General features: G+C 36.7%; 21 protein-coding genes. 20 read left to right on the top strand and 1 reads right to left on the bottom strand.

From position 1 onward, the window contains the following. Window positions 1-50 precede the first annotated feature (50 nt). Window positions 51-641, top strand: coding sequence for a riboflavin synthase (locus tag ABIQ28_RS02695; RefSeq protein ID WP_348035210.1), 591 nt, complete (start codon window positions 51-53; stop codon window positions 639-641). Between the two features lie 583 nt (window positions 642-1,224). Here ABIQ28_RS02695 and ABIQ28_RS02690 read toward each other — a convergent pair. After that, window positions 1,225-2,484 (bottom strand): NAD(P)/FAD-dependent oxidoreductase, encoded by a 1,260-nt coding sequence (locus ABIQ28_RS02690; protein WP_348035209.1) that lies wholly within the window; start codon window positions 2,482-2,484, stop codon window positions 1,225-1,227. 108 nt (window positions 2,485-2,592) lie between these two features. Here ABIQ28_RS02690 and ABIQ28_RS02685 point away from each other — a divergent pair, with 108 nt between their 5' ends. From ABIQ28_RS02685 to ABIQ28_RS02595, 19 genes are all read left to right on the top strand, one after another. After that, window positions 2,593-4,119: an aromatic amino acid ammonia-lyase gene (locus tag ABIQ28_RS02685; RefSeq protein ID WP_348035208.1), complete on the top strand. Its 1,527-nt coding sequence runs from the start codon at window positions 2,593-2,595 to the stop codon at window positions 4,117-4,119. Window positions 4,120-4,196: 77 nt separating this feature from the next. After that, window positions 4,197-4,937, top strand: a complete 741-nt coding sequence (gene fabG, locus ABIQ28_RS02680; protein WP_348035207.1) for a 3-oxoacyl-ACP reductase FabG — start codon at window positions 4,197-4,199, stop codon at window positions 4,935-4,937. A gap of 90 nt (window positions 4,938-5,027) precedes the next feature. Next, the gene (locus tag ABIQ28_RS02675; protein WP_348035206.1) at window positions 5,028-5,903 is read left to right on the top strand and encodes a lipid A biosynthesis acyltransferase; all 876 of its coding nucleotides are present in this window, start codon (window positions 5,028-5,030) and stop codon (window positions 5,901-5,903) included. After that, entirely contained in the window at window positions 5,900-6,340 is a 441-nt protein-coding gene (locus ABIQ28_RS02670; RefSeq protein WP_348035205.1) for a hypothetical protein, read from the top strand. Before ABIQ28_RS02675 ends, ABIQ28_RS02670 begins: the two co-directional genes overlap by 4 nt. Then, window positions 6,337-6,783 carry a thioesterase family protein gene (locus ABIQ28_RS02665; RefSeq protein ID WP_348035204.1) on the top strand — a complete coding sequence of 149 codons (447 nt, stop codon included), beginning with the start codon at window positions 6,337-6,339 and terminating at the stop codon, window positions 6,781-6,783. The genes ABIQ28_RS02670 and ABIQ28_RS02665 overlap by 4 nt, the downstream gene beginning before the upstream one ends. Then, on the top strand, window positions 6,776-7,921 hold the full coding sequence (locus tag ABIQ28_RS02660; protein WP_348035203.1) for a beta-ketoacyl synthase N-terminal-like domain-containing protein: 1,146 nt from the start codon (window positions 6,776-6,778) through the stop codon (window positions 7,919-7,921). The genes ABIQ28_RS02665 and ABIQ28_RS02660 overlap by 8 nt, the downstream gene beginning before the upstream one ends. A 6-nt stretch (window positions 7,922-7,927) precedes the next feature. Then, entirely contained in the window at window positions 7,928-8,989 is a 1,062-nt protein-coding gene (locus ABIQ28_RS02655; RefSeq protein ID WP_348035202.1) for a methyltransferase, read from the top strand. Between the two features lie 6 nt (window positions 8,990-8,995). Continuing rightward, entirely contained in the window at window positions 8,996-9,613 is a 618-nt protein-coding gene (locus tag ABIQ28_RS02650; RefSeq protein ID WP_348035201.1) for a 3-oxoacyl-ACP synthase, read from the top strand. Beyond that, complete coding sequence (locus tag ABIQ28_RS02645) at window positions 9,610-9,867, top strand: phosphopantetheine-binding protein (protein WP_348035200.1); 258 nt, start codon at window positions 9,610-9,612, stop codon at window positions 9,865-9,867. The genes ABIQ28_RS02650 and ABIQ28_RS02645 overlap by 4 nt, the downstream gene beginning before the upstream one ends. 10 nt (window positions 9,868-9,877) lie before the next feature. Next, the gene (locus tag ABIQ28_RS02640) at window positions 9,878-11,068 is read left to right on the top strand and encodes a beta-ketoacyl-[acyl-carrier-protein] synthase family protein (RefSeq protein ID WP_348035199.1); all 1,191 of its coding nucleotides are present in this window, start codon (window positions 9,878-9,880) and stop codon (window positions 11,066-11,068) included. Then, the gene (locus ABIQ28_RS02635; protein WP_348035198.1) at window positions 11,065-12,081 is read left to right on the top strand and encodes a beta-ketoacyl synthase chain length factor; all 1,017 of its coding nucleotides are present in this window, start codon (window positions 11,065-11,067) and stop codon (window positions 12,079-12,081) included. The genes ABIQ28_RS02640 and ABIQ28_RS02635 overlap by 4 nt, the downstream gene beginning before the upstream one ends. Further along, window positions 12,078-12,845: a polysaccharide deacetylase family protein gene (locus ABIQ28_RS02630; protein ID WP_348035197.1), complete on the top strand. Its 768-nt coding sequence runs from the start codon at window positions 12,078-12,080 to the stop codon at window positions 12,843-12,845. Before ABIQ28_RS02635 ends, ABIQ28_RS02630 begins: the two co-directional genes overlap by 4 nt. Further along, window positions 12,835-13,470: an outer membrane lipoprotein carrier protein LolA gene (locus ABIQ28_RS02625; RefSeq protein WP_348035196.1), complete on the top strand. Its 636-nt coding sequence runs from the start codon at window positions 12,835-12,837 to the stop codon at window positions 13,468-13,470. The genes ABIQ28_RS02630 and ABIQ28_RS02625 overlap by 11 nt, the downstream gene beginning before the upstream one ends. A gap of 74 nt (window positions 13,471-13,544) precedes the next feature. Beyond that, a complete protein-coding gene (locus tag ABIQ28_RS02620; RefSeq protein WP_348035195.1) occupies window positions 13,545-13,916 on the top strand; it encodes a 3-hydroxyacyl-ACP dehydratase in 372 nt (123 codons plus the stop codon). A gap of 15 nt (window positions 13,917-13,931) precedes the next feature. Next, on the top strand, window positions 13,932-15,131 hold the full coding sequence (locus ABIQ28_RS02615) for a DUF2062 domain-containing protein (RefSeq protein ID WP_348035194.1): 1,200 nt from the start codon (window positions 13,932-13,934) through the stop codon (window positions 15,129-15,131). After that, window positions 15,124-17,568, top strand: a complete 2,445-nt coding sequence (locus ABIQ28_RS02610; protein ID WP_348035193.1) for an MMPL family transporter — start codon at window positions 15,124-15,126, stop codon at window positions 17,566-17,568. The genes ABIQ28_RS02615 and ABIQ28_RS02610 overlap by 8 nt, the downstream gene beginning before the upstream one ends. Window positions 17,569-17,890: 322 nt before the next feature. After that, window positions 17,891-18,775: a cupin-like domain-containing protein gene (locus ABIQ28_RS02605; RefSeq protein WP_348035192.1), complete on the top strand. Its 885-nt coding sequence runs from the start codon at window positions 17,891-17,893 to the stop codon at window positions 18,773-18,775. 311 nt (window positions 18,776-19,086) lie between these two features. Continuing rightward, entirely contained in the window at window positions 19,087-19,437 is a 351-nt protein-coding gene (locus ABIQ28_RS02600; protein WP_348035191.1) for a hypothetical protein, read from the top strand. Between the two features lie 243 nt (window positions 19,438-19,680). Continuing rightward, complete coding sequence (locus tag ABIQ28_RS02595) at window positions 19,681-20,970, top strand: AMP-binding protein (RefSeq protein ID WP_348035190.1); 1,290 nt, start codon at window positions 19,681-19,683, stop codon at window positions 20,968-20,970. Window positions 20,971-20,972: the final 2 nt, after the last annotated feature.

Below are 20,972 nucleotides of genomic sequence, written 5' to 3'. Positions count from 1 at the left end.
ATCTTTGTAAACCATTGTACAAATGCAAATTTAACTAATTATTCGACAATATGTTTACTGGAATCATTGAAGATTTAGGGGTTATTACAAAATTAGAACAAGATGATGATAATCTTCACATCACATTGAAAAGCAATTTCACACATGAATTAAAGGTAGATCAAAGTGTATCGCATAATGGGGTGTGCTTAACGGTAACGTCTTTAAACGCTCCATATTATACGGTTACGGCGATAAGAGAAACGTTGAGCAAAACCAATTTAGGCAGTCTAAAAACTGAAGATCAAGTTAATTTAGAACGCGCGATGAAACTTGGCGAACGATTGGATGGGCATATTGTACAAGGACATGTGGACCAAACGGCAATTTGCAAATCTGTTGAGTTTCAAAATGGGAGTTGGTTGTTTACTTTTGAATATGATGCATCATTAAACAACATTACTATTGAAAAAGGCTCCATTACCGTAAATGGCGTAAGCTTAACCGTAGTGAACAGCAAAAAAAATGAATTTAGCGTTGCCATCATCCCTTATACTTACGAGCACACCACTTTTAAATATCTAAAAGAAAATAGTCTAGTGAATTTAGAATTTGATGTTCTTGGGAAATATATTAAAAGACTATATGAACTTAAAATCTAAGCTTGAGTTGATTTTTTAGAAAGTTTGATGGTCATATAAACACCGAATACAATCGCGGCAACGAATAAAACTATGAGCCCACTGTCAATTGGAAAACCTGGCGGAGGAACATTCATCGGCCGTGGCTGCGGTAGTTGCTCACGTTGAGCAGCCGTACAAATAAAACTTATCAATATTAATAAGACTGAGGCTAAAATTTTCTTGTTATATACAATCATTATAGTGTAAATGTATAAAATACCTGAGTTCACATCCTAAAAAGGAATAAAATAACACCGTAAAACGCAATATTACCCGACGAAATACAGTATCTCTAATTCAATTAGATGTTAATCCGCTAAGTCAAATATATGTATTTTTTGGACACATATATGTGTTTTTTGGACACACTCTTAAACACGTGTATTTTTTTGTTTAAAAATAGCCAGAATTAATAACGCAAACAATTACGCATTAGTATTTTAGTCAGAATGCAGAAAACATACGATAAAATGAATAATAATTCTTCTTAAAATGTTTAGCCTATAATTAAACGCATAAGCTCCAATACCAATCCTAACAATATCAAGAATTTACGGACATCTTATTGAGCTTCTTCTTGTCTGTGTACTTTCTTTTCCAAACGTATAATATTGGCTAAAGTCTTGATTAATCTATCGTGATTTTTTACAAATGGATTGGTTTCATCCCAGACATAGCCGGCCAAAACAGCACATATTTGCCTTTTAATGTCTTGATTGTTTGCGCCATCAAAAAAGATGGTCTGTAAATTTCCAGTATACCACTCCTTGACATAGGAAGCAAATACCGAAACACCATTTTTCATGTACTCTGAGTATTCCTTTTCCCAATCGACGGGTATGTCTTTTAATTCATTCGTGATCAATTTTGCTGCCTTTAAACCAGATTCTGTGGCAAAAGTAACTCCCGACGAAAATACCGGATCTAAAAACTCTGCACTATTTCCAGTTAGGGCATAGCCCTTACCGTAAAGTTGTGTGACAGATTTTGAATAATTCTGGATAATTTTAGGTTCAAATAAAAAGTCAACATCTTTAAATCGTTCATAATAGTAGGATGATTTTTTTAGCATTTGCGACAACCGCTCCGAAGATGTGCCTTTAAAACTATCAATAAAGTCTGTTTTACCAACAAACCCAATACTAGTATTGCCATTACTAAAAGGAATGACCCAAAACCAAGTATCGGTATCGAGTACATCAAACGTGATAAAGGTGCCCTCTGTTCCTTTCGGTCGGTCAAGCTCCTTAACATGACTGAATATTGACGAATGCTCAGGAATTGACGAAGGTTTGTCGAGTTTTAACAGTCGCGGCAAAACCCTTCCGTAGCCACTGGAGTCAATGACAAATTTAGCATACACTCTATATTCATCATTATTTTTGATCTTTATTGTGGTTTGTGATGAACCATCTTCCTTAAAGTCAACCGCCACAACTTCTTGTTCAAATACAATGTCAACGCCTTGTTTTTTCAACTCTTCTGTCAAGGCATAATCAAAATCAGCTCTCGGCATCTGCCAGGTCCAATCATAGCCTTTGGTATGTTTTTCAGCAAAGTCAAATTCACAGATAGTTTCTCCTCTTATAAATCGCGCGCCATTTTTAATCTCAAAATTTTGAGCGATCAAGCAATCCAACAAACCCACTTCTTCAAAATGATCCATACATCTGGGCAGCAAACTTTCGCCAATCACAAATCGCGGAAAAACACTTTTCTCCACAACTTTTACATTTATACCTTGTTTTTGTAAATAAGCAGCCGCAACACAACCTGAAGGGCCAGCACCTATAATCAAAACATCAACATGAACATCCTTCATACCTCAAATGGATTTAAATGATTTATTACTTTACATTTGTAGCGCAAAAATAATCACTTTCCCTCCTGGTTATAGAACGATTTAAAAAACATTGTGAACCCACTCTAAATGTTAACACTTAACGGAACCCTAGGAATCAAAGATTTTCAAAAAGTTTTATTTGAAAACCAATTGATTCAAATTGACAAAAATGTCCTTGAAACTGTTGAAAAAAGCTTCGAGTTTTTAAAGGCATTTTCAGAAAATAAAATCATTTATGGTGTCAACACAGGCTTTGGCCCCATGGCTCAATATAAAATTGAAGATTCCGAACGCAAACAGCTTCAATATAATCTTATAAGAAGTCATGCCTCAGGAACTGGAAATCCCATTCCGTCGTTATATGTCAAAGCCTCCATGTTAGCGAGGCTGAATACGCTATGCCTAGGGAATTCTGGAGTCCACAAATCTGTTATTGATCTGATGGTACAATTGATCAACAAAGATATTACACCCGTTATATACGAACATGGCAGTGTTGGGGCCAGTGGTGATTTAGTGCAATTGGCACATCTAGCTTTAGTGTTGATTGGTGAAGGGGAAGTAATGTATAAAGATCAAAAGTGCAGAACTGAAGATGTATTTAAAAAGGAAAATTTAAAGCCCATCATCATTGAACTTCGTGAAGGAATAGCCCTTATGAATGGAACTTCCGTGATGACAGGAATTGGAATTGTCAATATTATTTTTACCAGACAGCTTTTAAATTGGATGATTACTGCATCTTCGGCAATCAATGAAATTGTCAAGGCTTATGACGATCACTTGTCATTTGAATTAAATCAATCTAAAAAACATAAGGGTCAGCGGGAAATTGCCAAACTCATGCGTGAACATTTAAAAAATAGCACGTTGATAAAAAAACGTGAACACCATTTATATAATGATATTGAAAACGTTACTGTTTTTGAAGACAAAGTGCAAGAATATTACTCCTTGCGTTGCGTGCCACAAATTTTAGGCCCTGTATTGGATACTCTAAATACTGCAGAAACTATTTTGATTGAAGAAGTGAATTCGGCAAATGATAACCCTATTGTCGATGTTGAAAACAAAAATGTATACCACGGCGGAAATTTTCATGGCGATTATGTGTCCTTAGAAATGGACAAATTAAAATTGGTTGTGACGAAGACTTCTATGTTAGCAGAACGCCAATTAAATTATTTATTAAATCCAAATCTTAATAAAATCTTGCCTCCATTTGTCAACCTTGGGAAACTCGGATTGAACTTTGGAATGCAGGGCGTTCAATTTACGGCCACCTCAACTACGGCAGAAAACCAAATGTTGTCCAACCCAATGTATGTGCATAGTATCCCTAATAATAACGACAATCAGGATGTTGTAAGCATGGGAACCAACGCTGCTTTGATTACCAAAAAAGTAATTGAAAACGCTTACGAAGTGTTAGCCATTGAATTAATCACTATTGTGCAGGCTATTGAATATTTAGATGTAAAAAACCAAGTCACATCCAAAACGAGAGCGATGTTTGATGATATTCGAGCTATTGTTCCTAACTTTAAGGAGGACATAGTGATGTATCCTTATGTGAATGCGGTGAAGAAATTTCTTATGGATCAGTGTAAATAAAATTTCTCGCAGATATCGCAGATTAACGCAGAAGCATTCTGCCAAAATCTGCGGGAAACAAAAAGCCAATAATAAAAATGCCTAAACAAACTAAATACGCCCTAATTACCGGAGGTTCTAGAGGCATCGGAAAAGCTATTTGCATCCAGCTTGCAAAGGATTCGGAATATCATATTATCATCAATTATAATCAGAATAAAGAAGCTGCTCTTCAAACTCTAAAGCAGATTGAAGCTGCTGGTGGTTCGGGCCAAACCATTCAATTTGATGTGTCCAACTTTGAAAACGTCCAAACATCTCTAAACGCATGGCAGGAGCAACATTCTGGCGCCATCATTGAAGTATTGGTAAACAATGCAGGAATTACCAACGACGGACTCTTTATGTGGATGAAGCCTCAACAATGGAATGATGTGATCAATACCAATCTCAACGGGTTCTTCAACGTGACCAATCATCTTATAGAAAAAATGCTATTGAACCGCTATGGGCGCATTATTAATATGGTATCTATTTCTGGACTCAAAGGCGTTTCAGGACAAACCAATTATTCGGCTGCTAAAGGTGCCATTATTGCCGCTACAAAATCACTTTCGATGGAAGTTGCCAAACGCAATATTACTGTTAATGCTGTAGCTCCCGGTTTTATCAGAACAGACATGACAGAAGGACTTGATGAAGCAACCCTGAAAAAGATGATTCCTGCGAATAGATTTGGAGACCCGGAAGAAGTTGCGCATTTAGTCGCTTTCTTAGCGTCAAAAAAAGCGTCTTATATCACTGGGGAAGTGATCAGCATCAGTGGGGGCGTACACTAAATGATCAGTGAATTTCAGAACCGAAAAATTCGTGTAAATTTGTGCCTTTAATAATTCGCTTTATTCATAAGGCTAAACCTCACAATTAGAATGGCAGAATGGGATGGAAAATCGAGAGGCACTGTTCTCGGTTTTAAGGTCTTTGTGTTCTTTATAAAGAATTTCGGCATCAATGCAGCTTATGCGTTGATGCATCTTCCTGTACCCTATTTTTGCTTATTTTCAGGAAAAAACGTGAAAGGCTTACGCTTTTACTTCAGAAAGAGGATGGGCTATTCTCGTTTTAAAACCATGGTCAGCATTTACAAAACCTATTATACTTTTGGCCAAACCTTGGTTGATAAAATTGCCATCTCTTCTGGATTACGAAGTGATTATACCTACGAATTTGATGGTGAAGTCAAAATTTCGGAAGTCTTAGAAATGAATAAAGGTGGCATCCTTATCAGTGCTCATATTGGTAATTTTGAATTGGCACAATATTTCTTCAAGGAACGCTTGGCAAAAGATTCCATTAGCATTGTCGTGACGGATCAAGATCATGAGGACATCAAGGTATATTTAGGACAATACGTTAAAAAAGAAACGCATTTTATTATTGTTAAGGATGATTTGTCGCATATTTTTGAAATTAATGCAGCATTGACTAAAAACAAAATTATTTGCATCGCGGGAGACCGCTATATGGACAATACAAAATATTTGGAAGAAACACTATTGGGTAAAACCGCTAAATTCCCTTTAGGGCCTTTTTATTTGGCCAACCGATTAAAAGTACCCGTTTTGTTCGTTTATGTGATGCGCGAACCCAAACGTCATTACCATTTATATGCCAAATGGATTGATAACCAAAAAGGCGACGTACAGGATTTATTGAAAAAATACACAGAAAACGTCGAGGAGATGGTTAAAAAATATCCTTTGCAATGGTTTAATTTTTATGATTTTTGGGGCGACAAAAAATGAAAACATTGAAACTTCCCATAACAGACATAACAAGTATAAAAATGTTATTACCACATCGTGAACCCATAATTATGGTCAATTCATTATTAGAATTTGTTGATGGTAAAGCAACCGTTGGTTTTACTATTTTGAAGGATAATCTGTATGTTGACAATGACGGATTTTCAGAAACCGGCTTGATTGAGCACATGGCACAAGCGGCTGCATTATACTCTGGATTTAAAAACCATTCTGAAAATAATCCTGCAAAAGAAGGGTTTATCGCTTCTATCAAAAAATTAAATATTCAAAGGTTACCAAAAGTAGATGCCGTTTTAAAAACAGAAGTGTCCATTATTCATGAAATCATGCATATGAGCACTGTAAAACTTTCTACCTTTATCAATGGCGTTGAAATTGCCAATGCCGAAATAAATACTGTTCTCAAAGCAGAATGAAAAATTCAGATCAACCGGAATCGTCGCTAAAATCTACACATCAAATCAGGGTGCGCTTTAATGAAGTTGATTCTTTAGGAATTGTTTGGCATGGACATTATATCAAATATTTTGAAGATGGCCGTGAGGCTTTTGGTCGTGAGTTTGGTCTGACCTATTTGGATGTGGAAAGCCATGGTTTTGCCGCACCCATCGTAAAAATGTCATCAGAACACCAATTGCCATTAAGATATGGAGAGGTAGCCATTATTGAAACCACTTACATAAATTCTCGCGCTGCCAAACTGATATTCTCCTATCTTATCAAAAATGAAGCTGGTCAAACCGTTTGCACTGGTGAAACCACACAGGTATTTACCAATTTTAAAACTGGAGTGATGTCATTAAATCTTCCAGATTTTTATAGATCTTGGAAGGAAAAACATGGCTTACAGCATGACTAAATGTTATCTGTCATATAATAATATCACATCCGCTTTAGGATTCGACACACTTAGTGTTTTTGAAAATCTCAAAAACGAAGGAAGTGGAATTCAATTAGTGCAAGACGCATCCCGTTTTTATAAACCCTTTTTTGGAAGCGTAATTTTAACAGAAACTTTACAAACGGCTTTCAAATCGATTGAATCACAAAATGACCACACACGTTTAGAGAAAATGATGATTTTGTCACTCTCAAAAACGATCAAATCTTCAGGAATTAAATTCAATGATCGCGTCGGTTTCATTATTTCTACCACAAAAGGCAATATTGATGTTTTAGATAAACGTAGCCAATTTCCAAAAGAGCGGGCATATTTAGGCCAACTCGGAACCGTCATCAAAGATTACTTTGGTTTTGAGAATGACGCTATCGTTGTATCTAATGCCTGTGTTTCTGGCATTCTATCAGTTGCCATCGCAAAACGCTATATTCAAGAAGGTATTTACGACCATGTATTTTTAGTAGCCGGAGATTTGGTTTCTGATTTTGTACTCTCGGGCTTCAACTCGTTTCAAGCCTTGAGTAATACTGTTTGCAAACCTTATGACCTGGAGCGCACCGGAATTAATTTAGGAGAAGTAGCTGCAAGTGTTCTGGTCACTTCAAAAATTAATCATCTCTCTGAAGATGCCGTGGAAGTTTTGGGTGATGCCAGCTGTAACGATGCGAATCATATTTCTGGGCCTTCACGCACTGGAGAAGGCTTGTATAGATGTGTCAAATCAGCCCTAAAAGAGGCAAATATCAATTCAAGCGACATCGATTATATTTCAGCGCACGGAACTGCTACTGTATTCAATGACGAAATGGAAGCCATTGCCTTTAACAGATTAGGATTAAACCATACACCCTTGAACAGTTTAAAAGGTTATTTTGGTCACACTTTGGGCGCATCAGGTTTACTGGAAACGATTATTGGCATGCAATCCTTAAATCAAAATACTTTGATATCCTCCGCAGGATTTGAAAATTTAGGCGTTTCACAACCGCTCAATATTATCACAAAAACAACATCAAAAGAATTAAGAACGTTCTTAAAAACCGCATCTGGATTTGGAGGTTGCAACACGGCAGCACTTTTCAGAAAAGTATCCTAACGAAGTATGACCAACAAAACAATTAGAGCTGCAGATGCCTTATTGGAAGCACAAAAAATAGCTTTCGCACCATTTATTTTCCAATCTTCGGTGACTTTAAAAAAGTTGGGCGTATTTGACTTAATTTTTAATAGCCGTCATGAAGGTGGTCTTACCATCGAGGAGATTGCAAAAAAACTATCCATCCCGCTCTACGGACTTGGTGTACTTCTCGAATTTTCTGAAAGTGCCGATATCGTTTGTAAATCTGAAAAAAGAACCTACGAACTTACCAAAACCGGTTACTTCCTGAATTATAATAAAGCCGTCAGCGTCAATCTCAACTTCACACATGACGTTTGCTACAAAGGCTTATTTCATTTAGATGAAGCTATTGCAACGGGCAAACCCTCAGGACTCAAGGAGCTTGGACAATGGGATACCATTTACGAAGGTCTTTCGAAGTTAACGCCAAAAGAGCAACAATCGTGGTTTGAGTTTGACCATTTTTATTCTGACGGCATTTTTGAAGATGCCTTAAAACGTGTTTTTAAAAATCAGCCAAGACTCCTTTTTGACATTGGCGGTAACACTGGAAAATTTGCCTTGCAATGTTTTAAATACGACGAAAACATTCAGGTAAAAATCATCGATTTACCTGGGCAATTGAACAAAGCCATAAAAAACATCAGTGATGCAGGTTTCGAAAATCGAATCAGCGAACAAGAGATTGATTGGCTGAAACCAAATCCACATATTCCTAATGGTGCCGATGTGATTTGGATGAGTCAGTTTTTAGATTGTTTTTCGGAAGATGAAATTATTACAATCCTATCCACTTGTGTCGCCTCTATGAATGCCGACACCGAATTGATCATCATCGAAACTTTTACCGATCGTCAGGAATATCCGATGTCAAAATTTATCTTAGAAGCCACATCGTTGTATTTTACGGTTATGGCGAATGGCAACAGTAAAATGTATACGTCGTCAGTTTTTGAAGAATTGATATCTAAATCTGGATTGACCATTAAGGAAGATTTAATCCTTGGTCAATACCACACGATGTTGGTTTGTAAAAAAAAATAAGAATTTTTGGAAAAAACACATCACATATCATCCTATTGCCACATTAAAGACAGCCGTGTATCTCTTAATGGAAATACGTTATTCATAAGTGCAATTGCGGAATTTTCGGCATTTATAAAAAGTGCTTCGCAACATTTGGAAACCAAGTATTCCAAATTCTATAAAATGGACAACTTGAGCAAAATGGCTTTTTTGGCGTCCGATGTAGTGTTGAACCATGCCAAATTACCTTCTGATAAAGAAAACAATATTGCTATCCTATTATCCAATAGAGCGTCCAGCCTTGATACCGATAGAAAATATCAAGACTCCATCAGCGAGGCCGATAACTTCTTTCCAAGTCCATCGGTATTTGTCTATACCTTACCTAATATTTGCATTGGCGAAATTAGTATCAAACATCAGCTTCATTCTGAAAATTGTTTTTTTATCTTTGACACCTTTGATGCAAATCATTTATGGCTCCATGCGGAAAGCTTATTGAAGTCGAAAAAAGCCGAAAAAGTCCTTTGTGGCTGGGTCGATTTTGACGAGAATAACTATGAAGCTTTCATATATTTGGTAGAAGAAAATGGTACTATTGCACATAGCCCTAATGAAATTAAGAGATTATACAAATCATGACAGAACTAAGACTGGAATTAAAGGAAAAGATTATAGAGCAACTGAATTTGGAAGAATTCACAGTTGCCGATATTGCAGATGATGATGCACTTTTTGGCAATGGATTGGGACTGGATTCCATTGATGCCTTGGAACTTATTGTCATGTTGGATAAAGACTACGGCATCCAATTGACCGACCCGAAAGAAGGTAAAGAAATCTTTAAATCTATCGCTGTTTTGGCAGATTATATTGCAGACAATAGAGGAAAATAACACCAAAAGTATGGGCGTTGCAATTACCGGAATGGGTATTATTTCTGCAATTGGCCATTCCATTGAAGACAATAGAGCCTCTTTATTGGCTTCAAAAAGTGGCGTTGGCACCTTAAAACATATTCAAACCAAACACTCTGAGCTCATAAAAGTTGGCGAAGTTTCGTTTTCCAATTCGGAATTAACAAAGCAATTACATCTTGACCAAGACCACAATTATACAAGAACAGGATTGTTGGGACTTTTCGCCGCAAAAGCAGCACTTAAAAATTCCAACATCACTACTATTTCAGAATATAGAACAGGTATTATATCTGCCACAACCGTTGGTGGCATGGATATGACGGAGCTTTATTTAAAGCAATTTGCAACAAACGCAGACGTCCAGAAATACATTCAAACCCATCATGCGGGCATTTCTACTCAAAAAATTGCGGATGCTCTTGGCATTACAGAATTCGCAACAACGATTAGTACGGCCTGTTCCTCTGCGGCTAATGCGATTATGCTTGGCGCACGCTTAATTAAGGCTGGAAAACTAGATCGTGTCGTCGTAGGTGGCACAGATGCATTGTCAAAATTTACCATCAACGGATTCAAAACTTTAATGATCCAATCGGATGCACTTTGTGCACCTTTTGATGCGGATCGTAAAGGCTTGAATTTAGGAGAAGCAGCAGCTTATTTGGTTTTGGAATCGGACGCTGTGGTTCAAAAAGAAAAGAAAGAGGTATTCGCCTATCTTTCCGGTTATGGCAATGCCAATGATGCATTTCATCAAACCGCTTCCTCTGAAAATGGAGAAGGCGCATTTTTAGCCATGCAAAAAGCCTTGAAAATGGCTGAATTAAATCCGGGACAAATCGATTATATCAATGCTCATGGTACGGCAACCCCCAACAATGATTTTTCTGAAAGCATCGCTATTCAACGTGTTTTTGGAGAAAATGTTCCACATTTTAGTTCCACAAAGTCGTTTACAGGACATACTCTAGCTGCTGCAGGTGCAGTAGAAGCAGTATTTTCTGTTTTAGCATTACAAGAGCAGACTGTTTTCCCTAATCTGAATTTTAAAACAGTAATGCCAGAAACTGGTCTAAAACCAGTGACTTCAGTCGTCAAAAAAGAGTTGCAACATGTGTTGTCAAACTCCTTCGGATTTGGTGGCAATTGTTCCACGCTCATTTTTTCAAAGGCATGAAAAAAATATTCATCCATAGCGCAGCATGTATTTCGGCTCAACATACTTTTGACTCCGAAGGATTTTTGGATGATATCATAGAAATATCAGGAAAAACGTTTCCTGCACAGTACCCAAATTACAAAGACTATATCTCCCCAGCAGCATCAAGACGTATGGCAACAGCAGTTAAATTGGGCGTTACTGCAGCAAGTAAAGCACTTGAAAAAGCCAACTTAAAACAACCTGATGCCATTATTACCGGAACGGGAATGGGGTGTCTTGAGGATACTGAGAAGTTTTTGAACAACATTATTGCCAACGATGAAGAGTTTTTAACACCCACTGCCTTTATCCAATCTACACACAATACCATTGGTGCACAAATTGCTTTGGGACTCCAATGTAAAGCCTATAATAGCACTTACGCTCATGCTGCTTTGTCTTTTGAATCGGCCCTTTTAGACGCACAATTGCTATTACAAGAAGAAGCACATAATATTTTGGTTGGTGGTGTTGATGAATTGGGCAAGGAAATGATCCATTACATACGAATGATGGAGGATGCTGAATCTATTGGAATCCAAGTGCCCTTTAGTGAAGGTGCCTCTTTTTTTGTGATGTCTTCAGAAACAAAAAAAAATGCCATTCAATTGGTGGACATGGAGGTTTGCAGTACAGCTTCTGAAGAAATTATTCAAAAAAATTTAAAATACTTTTTAGAACGTAATACTATTAATTCATTAGACATTGACGTCTTAATACTAGGAAGAAATGGAGATGTTTTTGACAGTTATTATGAGGAGGTTGCAACACATTTCAATGACATTTCTCAACTCCATTACAAACATTTAAGTGGTGAATTTTATACTGCTTCTCCCTTCGGATTATGGGCAGCTTGTGAAATCCTTAACCGTCAGGAAATACCGAAACCCTTAATTTATAAAGGAACTGCAAAACCTAAAATCAACACTATTTTACTTTATAACCAATTTAAAGGTCGCGATCATAGCTTTATCTTGCTGAAACGATGAAAAATCTTAAAATCACAACGTTTTCAGCGTGTGGATTATTCTTACTTTTGGTAAGCCTAGATACATTAATAGGGATTGCATTATGGTGGTATTTTGTTCTGATTATAACTTGGTTTTTAATAATGGCCATGGGTTCATTTTCCATGAGTTGGAATTTTTATTTGAAGGCTTTCACATCAAAAAAGAATATAAAGGAGAAAAAAATCGCGATTACTTTTGATGATGGCCCAAACTCGAAATTCACTTTAGAAATTTTAAAAATTCTGAAGCGTTATAATGCAAAAGCCACCTTTTTCTGCATTGGCAAAAACATTGAAAAACATCCTGAGATTCTGAAAGTGATTTCAGAAAACGGGCATGCTATCGGAAATCATTCGTTTTCCCATGATGTGATGATCGACTTTAATTCTACAGAAAACTGGATGAATGAAATCAAGCAAACTGACAATTCCATTCAGAGAATCATTGCTAAAAAAACTACGCTATTTCGGCCGCCTTTTGGAGTGACCACGCCCAAATTGGCAAAGGCTTTGAAAGTTACAGAACATGATGTGATTGGTTGGAACATTAGGTCGTATGATACGATTATCAAAAACCCAAAACACATTGTCAAAAACATTACAAAACAGATACAGCCTGGTTCTATAATCTTGTTACATGACAAACAAATTAATGTTTTGCTTGTTTTGGAACATTTATTGCAATTCCTCCAAAAACAGGATTATCAATCTGTGACCATAAATGAACTTCTCAATGAAAAATAAACACTTTATACTTCTTTTCGCATTCGCACTTAGTTTTGCCTTCAGCGGAATTTCCCAAACCAAGTTATTGGCATCTGAACAACAGGGCTTTAAAGCTAAAGTTCAAAAAACAGCACAGAATACAAAGACCATTGTCAGTGATTTTACGCAAACAAAACATATATTCGTTTTCGATAATGTGATTACTTCAGAAGGAAAATTAGTGTTTAAAGCCCCTAATTTAGTGCGATGGGAATATGTAAAACCTTATTTAAATGTCGCTATTTTTAAAGATGATCAACTGCTTGTTAACAATGAAGGTAAGAAACAAAATATCGATTTGGGTTCCAATAAAATGTTCAGAAGCTTGAATTCTTTGATTGTCAATAGCATTAAAGGCGATATGTTTGACGAGTCTCAATTTGATTTGGAGTATTTTAAATACGGTCGCGGGTTTTTAGTGAAATTCATACCAAAAGATAAACGCATGAAAAAGTTTATAGCGTCTTTTGAATTGACATTTTCCAATGCTACTGCGGAGGTCGAAGAAGTTAAATTAATGGAGCCGAATGATGATTATACTATAATTACCTTTCATAACAGAAAACTGAATACCGAGGTTTCTGATGCTAATTTCATTAATTAATAGCACGCAAAGTCGCAGAGAATCTTTGCGCCTCTGCGAGAGAAAATAAAGAAGCGATAAAGACAAAACCCCCTATGCTACTAAAAAACTTCTACACTGTCCTAACATCTGAATCTCTTGAAGCACATTCTTTTGGGGCCACTGTTAGGATAAATAAAGAACACCCCATTTTTGAAGGCCATTTTCCAAACTTTCCTGTCACACCCGGAGTAACAATGCTCCAGATCATTAAGGAACTGACAGAAAATCAGCTCAACCAATCCTTGTTTTTGTCATCAGCTTCTAATGTGAAGTTTATAAGCTTGGTAGATCCCAATGTAAATGCCATCTTAAAATTTAATATCACATTTCAGGAAGATGATCAACATATTAAAGTGAAAAACACCACTTCTTTTGAAGACGGAACAGCAGTATTGAAATGTAATGTTACATTTGTAAAACGATAATTGCAGTTTCAATTCATGACGCTCCCTGAAATTCAATCCAAAATAAAATCTTATCGCTGTTGCGTGGTCATGCCCACTTACAACAATCCCAACACCTTGGCTCGCGTTTTGGATGGCGTTTTGGAATTCACTGAGGATATCATTATCGTCAACGATGGCTCAACCGATACCACGTCTGAAATTCTAAAAAATTATCCCCAAATTGTTCAGCTCCATCAGGCTAAAAACACTGGAAAAGGACACGCCTTGAAAATCGGTTTTAAGCATGCTGTTAATTTAGGCTTCAATTACGCGATCACATTAGATACGGATGGTCAACATTTTCCTTCAGATATCCCAAATTTTATTGAAGCCCTTGATGCTTCAGAAAATAAAAATATGCTGATGATTGGCGATCGCAACATGAATACTGCCGATGTTTTGGCACGGAGCGCGAAAGGTAATCGGGTATCCACCTTTTGGATGAAAGCCGCCACAGGACTGAAACTTGAAGATTCTCAGTCAGGATTTCGTTTGTATCCAATCAAGGCTATCGACCACATCAAATTCATGAAGTCTACCAAAAAATTTGAATTCGAAATTGAAGTCATCGTCAAATCCTATTGGGCAGGGATTGCAATTGGACACGTGCCTATTGATATCCTCTACGACATGAAAGAGCGTGTGTCTCATTTCCGACCATTTATGGATATTGGCAGAATGGTGGTGCTTTACATCTGGTTTTTACTCTTAAGATTATTTTATATCACGCCACGGAATTTCTTCCGCAGATTAAAAAAAAAAGGCTTAAAGCGATTTTTTCTTGAAGATTTTTTAGGAAACCAAGACTCACCAAAAAAGAAGGCGCTGTCTATTTCCTTAGGAGTTTTTATAGGCTTGTCGCCGCTTTGGGGCTTTCACTCTGTGATTGTAATCTTCTTGGCCATTTTGCTAAAACTGAATAAGGTGATTGCCTTTGCATTTTCGAATATCAGCTTTCCTCCATTTATTCCTTTCGTACTTTTGCTGAGTTTGCAAACTGGCAATTGGGTATTGGGTATCGAATCTCACTACACCTTGGAAGGCATTCAAAAAAATTTTGATTTGATGAAACACTTGGAATCTTACCTTGTAGGTAGCGTTGTCCTTTCAACGTCGAGCGCATTGGTTTTTGGTGTATTAGGCTATTTGTTTTTCTCAATAATTGACAGGAAAAAAGTACTGACTCATGGCTAGATTTTTTCTCAATTCTTACTACCTGATCCAAAAGCATAAATCCCTATCTAGGATTGCTTTGGTCATGATTTTTGGAGTTCTTATTTGGATGGCTTCAACGCTTAAGTTTGATGAAGATATCTCCAAACTAATTCCTACCAATTCCGAAAACGAGCAACTTCAGAAAGTCCTAAAAACCGTTCAATTCGCAGATAAAATCATCGTCAATATCCAAAGAGAAAAAAATGGTTCTACCGATGATTTGACGGATTATGCCACGCGATTTTTAGATTCATTGTCTGAACATTCCAATCAATTTATAGTAGACATTCAAGGCAAGATTGAAGATGAAGCTATTTTTGAAACCTTGGATTTTGTCTATAACAATGCCCCGATTTTTTTAAAAGATGCAGATTATAAAAACATTTCAAACAAATTACAATCCGATTCAATTGCCAAAATCACAGAGAACAATTATAAAACCTTGATTTCCCCTTCGGGAATTGTGGCAAAAAAAACCATCATCAAAGATCCGTTGGGAATTTCAATAATGGCCATACAACATTTGCAACAACTCGGCATTTCGGATGATTTCACACTTAAAGACGGTTTTTTGGTCAGTAAAGACGAACAGCATTTATTATTGTTTATCACTCCAAAATATCCCAGTAATAATACTACAGAAAACGGTCTGTTTTCACAACAACTCTACCAACTGCGAGACGATCTAAATGGTGTTTTTAAAGATAAAGTGACAAGCTCCTATTTTGGTGGGACACTTATCGCTGTTGCCAATGCACAACAAATTAAAAGCGATATTCAGTTAACGGTCACGATTGCCATGATTTTACTCATGAGCGTTTTTATTGTGTTTTATAGAAAACTGACCATTCCGATAATTTTATTTGTGCCAACACTTTTAGCTGGACTTTTGGCTATTGCAATTTTATCAGTCATACGTTCTGAAATTTCTGCGATATCTTTGGGAATTGGTGCCGTGCTTTTAGGCGTCACTTTAGACTATTCTCTGCATATCCTAACCCATATCCGAAACAATGAAACGATCGAACAACTTTTTGAAGGCGTTTCAAAACCCATTTTAATGAGCAGTTTAACAACAGCAATGGCATTTTTATGTCTGCTGTTTGTAGATTCACAAGCGCTGCAGGATTTGGGCGTTTTTGCAGCCATAAGTGTGCTTGGTGCTTCGGTATTTGCACTGATTTTTATTCCGCAAGCCTATAAAGGAACTTCGAGAAACACTTCAAAAACATCATTCATTGACAAAATGGCGGCTTATCAGTACCATAAAAACAAAATCCTGATTGGAAGTATCGTCGCTTTTCTTATTTTAAGTGCTTTTACCTATCATCGCGTAACGTTTAATAAAGATATTTCGAAGCTCAATTTTCAACCAGAAGCTATTAAATCTGCGGAAGCGGCATTGGACAAATTGATCAATATCTCTTCGAAATCATTGTACGTGATTGCCTTTGGAACCAATGAACAAGACGTATTGGAAACCAATGATGGCATATTCAACAAGCTCCAAAATTTAGAAAAAAATCAAAATATCTTAAGCTTCAATTCGGTTGGTGCCTTGGTAACTTCGGATAAAAAACAAAAAGTAGCCATACAAACTTGGGAACGATTCTGGACTCCAGAGATCAAAGCACAAACTCAGATCAATTTGATTGAAAATGGTAATAAGTTCGGATTTAAACCGGCCACTTTTCACGAGTTTTATTCGCTTTTGGATCATGAGTTTCAGCCTTTAACTATTAACGAATACAAAGAAATCAACGTCGTCCCTATTGACGATTTTATTGCTAAGGATGGAAATTTCATGACCATTTCATCAGTCGTAAATGTTGATGAGGCAAATATTCAAGAGGTCAAAAACGCCTTTAAAGATGCACAAAACACACTGGTTATTGACCGTCAAGCCATGAATGAAACCCTTCTTGGACATCTCAAAAATGATTTCAATAATCTGTTATTCTATTGTTTTATTGCGGTGCTTCTGTTGTTGTTTTTGTTCTATAGAAATCTAAAATTGACACTCGTAACTGTCATCCCAATTATCATAACTTGGTTTGTCACGATCGGAATTATGGGATTATTATATCTAGAATTCAATATTTTTAATATTATCATTTCCACCTTTATTTTTGGATTGGGTGTAGATTACAGTATTTTTATGACCAATGGTATGCTGACAGGAACGTCGTCGATGGCAACACATAAAACATCCATTATTCTATCGGTTTTAACCACGATTTTGGGGGTTGGGGTATTGATTTTCGCAAAACATCCAGCATTGCATTCTTTAGCAACGATCTCAATTATTGGGATTCTTGCGGCGATGTTGATCTCGTTTGTGGTGCAGCCGATATTGTATAAACTATTAATTTCGAAAAACTCTCCCGCGGAAAGTGGAGAAATATTTAAAAAATAGGTTTACCACAGATCGTGTTGATCTACGCAGAAGTACTTAAATAATGAAACTTAATACCTATGGGTAAACGTCTGTTCCATTTGTGAAATGTAGTAAGTAATTTAAAGCAACATTTTTTCAGGTAATGAGAGAATTTGTGAAAATCCGTGAAATTAGTGTCAAAAAATTAAAAGATAAAGCGAGATGCTTCAAAAGAAAGCGTATTGACTCCAATAAAATCAGCAAAAATCAGCGTAATCTGCGAGACATAAAAACACCAATCAGCGAAAATCATTAATCAAAAAACCTTTAAGTAATTTAGCAACTGTCAAAGACCTTAAATATGGGAATCATTAAAACAACACCAATTACCAGAGTAAAATCAATCAGCAAGGAGGATTTTATTGAAAACTATTTCAAACCCCAAAAGCCAGTTTTGATTGCCGATTTGACTAAAGATTGGCCTGCTTTTGAAAAATGGAATTTAGACTATATCCAAAGCTTGGCTGGGGATCAGGTTGTACCGTTATATAATAATGAACCAACAAAAGGACGTCAAAACTCCGTCGCGCCAGCCAAAACAATGAAGTTGTACGATTACATCGAAATCCTAAAAACGCAACCGACAGATCTGCGTATGTTTTTCTACAACGTACTTCAAAAAATGCCCGTACTACTTGAAGATTTTAAGTATCCAGATATCGGATTACAATTTTTCAAAAAGTTGCCCGTCATGTTCTTTGGTGGCAAAGGCTCTAAAGTTTTAGCGCATTATGATATGGATCTGGCAGATTTGGTACATTTTCATTTCCACGGTCATAAGCAGGTCACACTTTTTGCACCCGACCAAGCTAAGAATCTCTATAAAGTACCTTTTACGGTACATAATTTAGAAACCATTGACATGGATAATCCAGATTTTGAGAAATATCCGGCGCTACAATTGGCGGAAGGAATTTCTGTGGAGATGAAACATGGCGATGCGCTTTATATGCCAAGTGGTTACTGGCATTATATTACCTATTTGGATGGTGGATTCTCCATTACCTTACGCGCTTTTCCAAGAAAATTAGGACGATTGGCAAAACTATTTTCAAACATTGTTTTTATGAGAACCTTTGAAAATTTAATGCGGCGCACCGTGGGCCAAGGTTGGGTGGATTATAAGGAAAACCAGATGGTCAAGCGCATGAACAAAAACTATCATAAACACCATTCAGATGCATAACACGCATCATTGTGCTCAATTATTTTTAAGCTATTTAGTGGTTTTAAACCTAACGTCATGTGGCATTAAGAAATCAATGAACAACCTTCCAAATGTTAGTATTTAAAACGCTGAAATTCCTGAACACACCAAATTTAACGATTCTACTTTTTTTATTGGCAACAGCTTTCTAACCAAAAACAAACAAGGCCTTTGGGAGCTTTATGTAGAAGGCGATCCGTTGGAAATCGGTCTCATTTCTGGACGCTTAACAGAAGAACTAACCTATAAACAGGAAGCCGTTATTTTCAACAGAATATAGATACGATCGGATGCTCCAATTACTCTCAGAAAAAAATAAAATGAATCCAGAAAAGGCTATTTCGATTCTGAGAAATAAGGAAGGCTTGAACGATAAAGCAATAGGATATGGGAATGAAAAGGCTTTGAACCAACCACTGGCACATCATGCCATTGTTTTTAAACCTGAAGAACTAAAAGTATGGGTCTCTGCAAATCCGTACCAATTAGGAGAATTTATAGCCTATGACCTCAACACGGTTTTCAATGACAGAAATAAAAATCCATCTGCCGTAACATTTTCAAATGAAAACTTGAACATTGCTAAATACCCCTTTCTGGAAACCGATGCTTATAAAAATTATAAGCCTATCTTACTTTAGAACATAAAGTTTCCAATATCCTAAAAGAAAAACAAGTTATGGTTGAAAAAGAATTTCAAAAGCTATCCCAATTAAATCCAAATTACTGGAAAGCCTATTATCTTGCATGAATTTATCATTATAATCATAAGCAGTATGCTAAAGCGCTGATAAACTTTAAATTAGTTTCCAAAAAAGAAATCACGACGCTTGCTGATGCTGAAAAAGTTGAGAAACACATCAAAAAATCAAAACGCAAACTCAATGATTCCTGAAATAGAAACCAAATCTGCAACAGAAATAAAAGCACTTCAGGAAGCTAAACTGAAAGTGGCCTTGGAATATCTTTCCGAAAACTCGCCATTTTACAAATGGCATTTTGAAACGCATCAGATTTCGATTGCGGAAATTCAGACGCTTGAAGATTTGAGAAAAATTCCAGTCACTACAAAGGATGATTTGCAGCAATTCAATAACGATTTCATCTGCGTGCCAAAATCAAAAATCATTGATTATGTCACCACTTCCGGCACATTGGGAGATCCTGTAACCTTTGCATTAACCGATGCAGATTTGGAACGTTTGGCATATAATGAAGCCATTTCCTTTGCTTGTGCCGGTGTCACTTCAGATGATGTTTTACAATTGATGACTACGATAGACCGTCGCTTTATGGCTGGGTTGGCATATTTTTTAGGCGTTCGTAAATTGGGTGCAGGTATTATCAGAGTTGGTGCCGGAATACCAGAACTACAATGGGATTCCATCTTAAAGTTTAAACCAACCTACCTCATCGTCGTGCCTTCGTTTTTATTGAAAATGATTGAATATGCCGAACAGCATCATCTTGATCTCAATACGTGTGGTGTAAAAGGTGCCATTTGCATCGGAGAAGCTTTCAGAAACGACGATTTCACATTAAACACCCTAGGAAAAAAGATTACAGAACATTGGCAAATCGAATTATTTTCCACCTATGCCTCTACCGAAATGAGCACCGCATTTACAGAATGTGAGGCGCAACAAGGAGGACATCTGCATCCTGAACTGATCATTGCAGAGCTTTTAGATGACAATGACCAACCTGTAAAAGAGGGCAGCATCGGCGAATTAACAATTACGACCTTAGGTATTGAAGCCATGCCATTACTACGATTCAAAACTGGCGATATGATGAAGGCTCACTATATGCCATGTCCATGTGGACGAACAACCATGCGACTTGGGCCAATTGCCGGTCGAAAAAAGCAAATGGTAAAATATAAAGGCACCACCTTATATCCGCCAGCCATGGAAAACGTTCTCAATCATTTCAACCAATTAGAATGCTTCGTTATTGAAATAAGTCACAATGCGATTGGAACTGATGAAATCTTGATCAAAATCGCCTCAAACAACCCATCAGAAGTATTATTAAGTCAAATAAAAGACCGTTTTAGAGCTAAATTACGTGTAACCCCAAAAATTGAATGGTGTGATAAAACTGTCGTTGATGCTTTACGCTTTCCGAAACTAAGCCGAAAACCTCTTCTTGTTATTGATAAACGCAAATAATC

This window comes from Gelidibacter sp. (assembly GCF_039916245.1).
Classification (GTDB): domain Bacteria; phylum Bacteroidota; class Bacteroidia; order Flavobacteriales; family Flavobacteriaceae; genus Gelidibacter.
This window is presented reverse-complemented; position numbering and strand designations above follow the sequence as displayed.

Excerpts from the sequence above, each read along its gene's own strand:
- ABIQ28_RS02695 (WP_348035210.1), top strand. The coding sequence starts at position 51 with ATGTTTACTGGAATCATTGAAGATTTAGGGGTTATTACAAAATTAGAA.
- ABIQ28_RS02690 (WP_348035209.1), bottom strand. The coding sequence starts at position 2,484 with ATGAAGGATGTTCATGTTGATGTTTTGATTATAGGTGCTGGCCCTTCA.
- ABIQ28_RS02685 (WP_348035208.1), top strand. The coding sequence starts at position 2,593 with ATGTTAACACTTAACGGAACCCTAGGAATCAAAGATTTTCAAAAAGTT.
- fabG (WP_348035207.1), top strand. The coding sequence starts at position 4,197 with ATGCCTAAACAAACTAAATACGCCCTAATTACCGGAGGTTCTAGAGGC.
- ABIQ28_RS02675 (WP_348035206.1), top strand. The coding sequence starts at position 5,028 with ATGGCAGAATGGGATGGAAAATCGAGAGGCACTGTTCTCGGTTTTAAG.
- ABIQ28_RS02670 (WP_348035205.1), top strand. The coding sequence starts at position 5,900 with ATGAAAACATTGAAACTTCCCATAACAGACATAACAAGTATAAAAATG.
- ABIQ28_RS02665 (WP_348035204.1), top strand. The coding sequence starts at position 6,337 with ATGAAAAATTCAGATCAACCGGAATCGTCGCTAAAATCTACACATCAA.
- ABIQ28_RS02660 (WP_348035203.1), top strand. The coding sequence starts at position 6,776 with ATGACTAAATGTTATCTGTCATATAATAATATCACATCCGCTTTAGGA.
- ABIQ28_RS02655 (WP_348035202.1), top strand. The coding sequence starts at position 7,928 with ATGACCAACAAAACAATTAGAGCTGCAGATGCCTTATTGGAAGCACAA.
- ABIQ28_RS02645 (WP_348035200.1), top strand. The coding sequence starts at position 9,610 with ATGACAGAACTAAGACTGGAATTAAAGGAAAAGATTATAGAGCAACTG.
- ABIQ28_RS02640 (WP_348035199.1), top strand. The coding sequence starts at position 9,878 with ATGGGCGTTGCAATTACCGGAATGGGTATTATTTCTGCAATTGGCCAT.
- ABIQ28_RS02635 (WP_348035198.1), top strand. The coding sequence starts at position 11,065 with ATGAAAAAAATATTCATCCATAGCGCAGCATGTATTTCGGCTCAACAT.
- ABIQ28_RS02630 (WP_348035197.1), top strand. The coding sequence starts at position 12,078 with ATGAAAAATCTTAAAATCACAACGTTTTCAGCGTGTGGATTATTCTTA.
- ABIQ28_RS02625 (WP_348035196.1), top strand. The coding sequence starts at position 12,835 with ATGAAAAATAAACACTTTATACTTCTTTTCGCATTCGCACTTAGTTTT.
- ABIQ28_RS02620 (WP_348035195.1), top strand. The coding sequence starts at position 13,545 with ATGCTACTAAAAAACTTCTACACTGTCCTAACATCTGAATCTCTTGAA.
- ABIQ28_RS02615 (WP_348035194.1), top strand. The coding sequence starts at position 13,932 with ATGACGCTCCCTGAAATTCAATCCAAAATAAAATCTTATCGCTGTTGC.
- ABIQ28_RS02610 (WP_348035193.1), top strand. The coding sequence starts at position 15,124 with ATGGCTAGATTTTTTCTCAATTCTTACTACCTGATCCAAAAGCATAAA.
- ABIQ28_RS02605 (WP_348035192.1), top strand. The coding sequence starts at position 17,891 with ATGGGAATCATTAAAACAACACCAATTACCAGAGTAAAATCAATCAGC.
- ABIQ28_RS02600 (WP_348035191.1), top strand. The coding sequence starts at position 19,087 with ATGCTCCAATTACTCTCAGAAAAAAATAAAATGAATCCAGAAAAGGCT.
- ABIQ28_RS02595 (WP_348035190.1), top strand. The coding sequence starts at position 19,681 with ATGATTCCTGAAATAGAAACCAAATCTGCAACAGAAATAAAAGCACTT.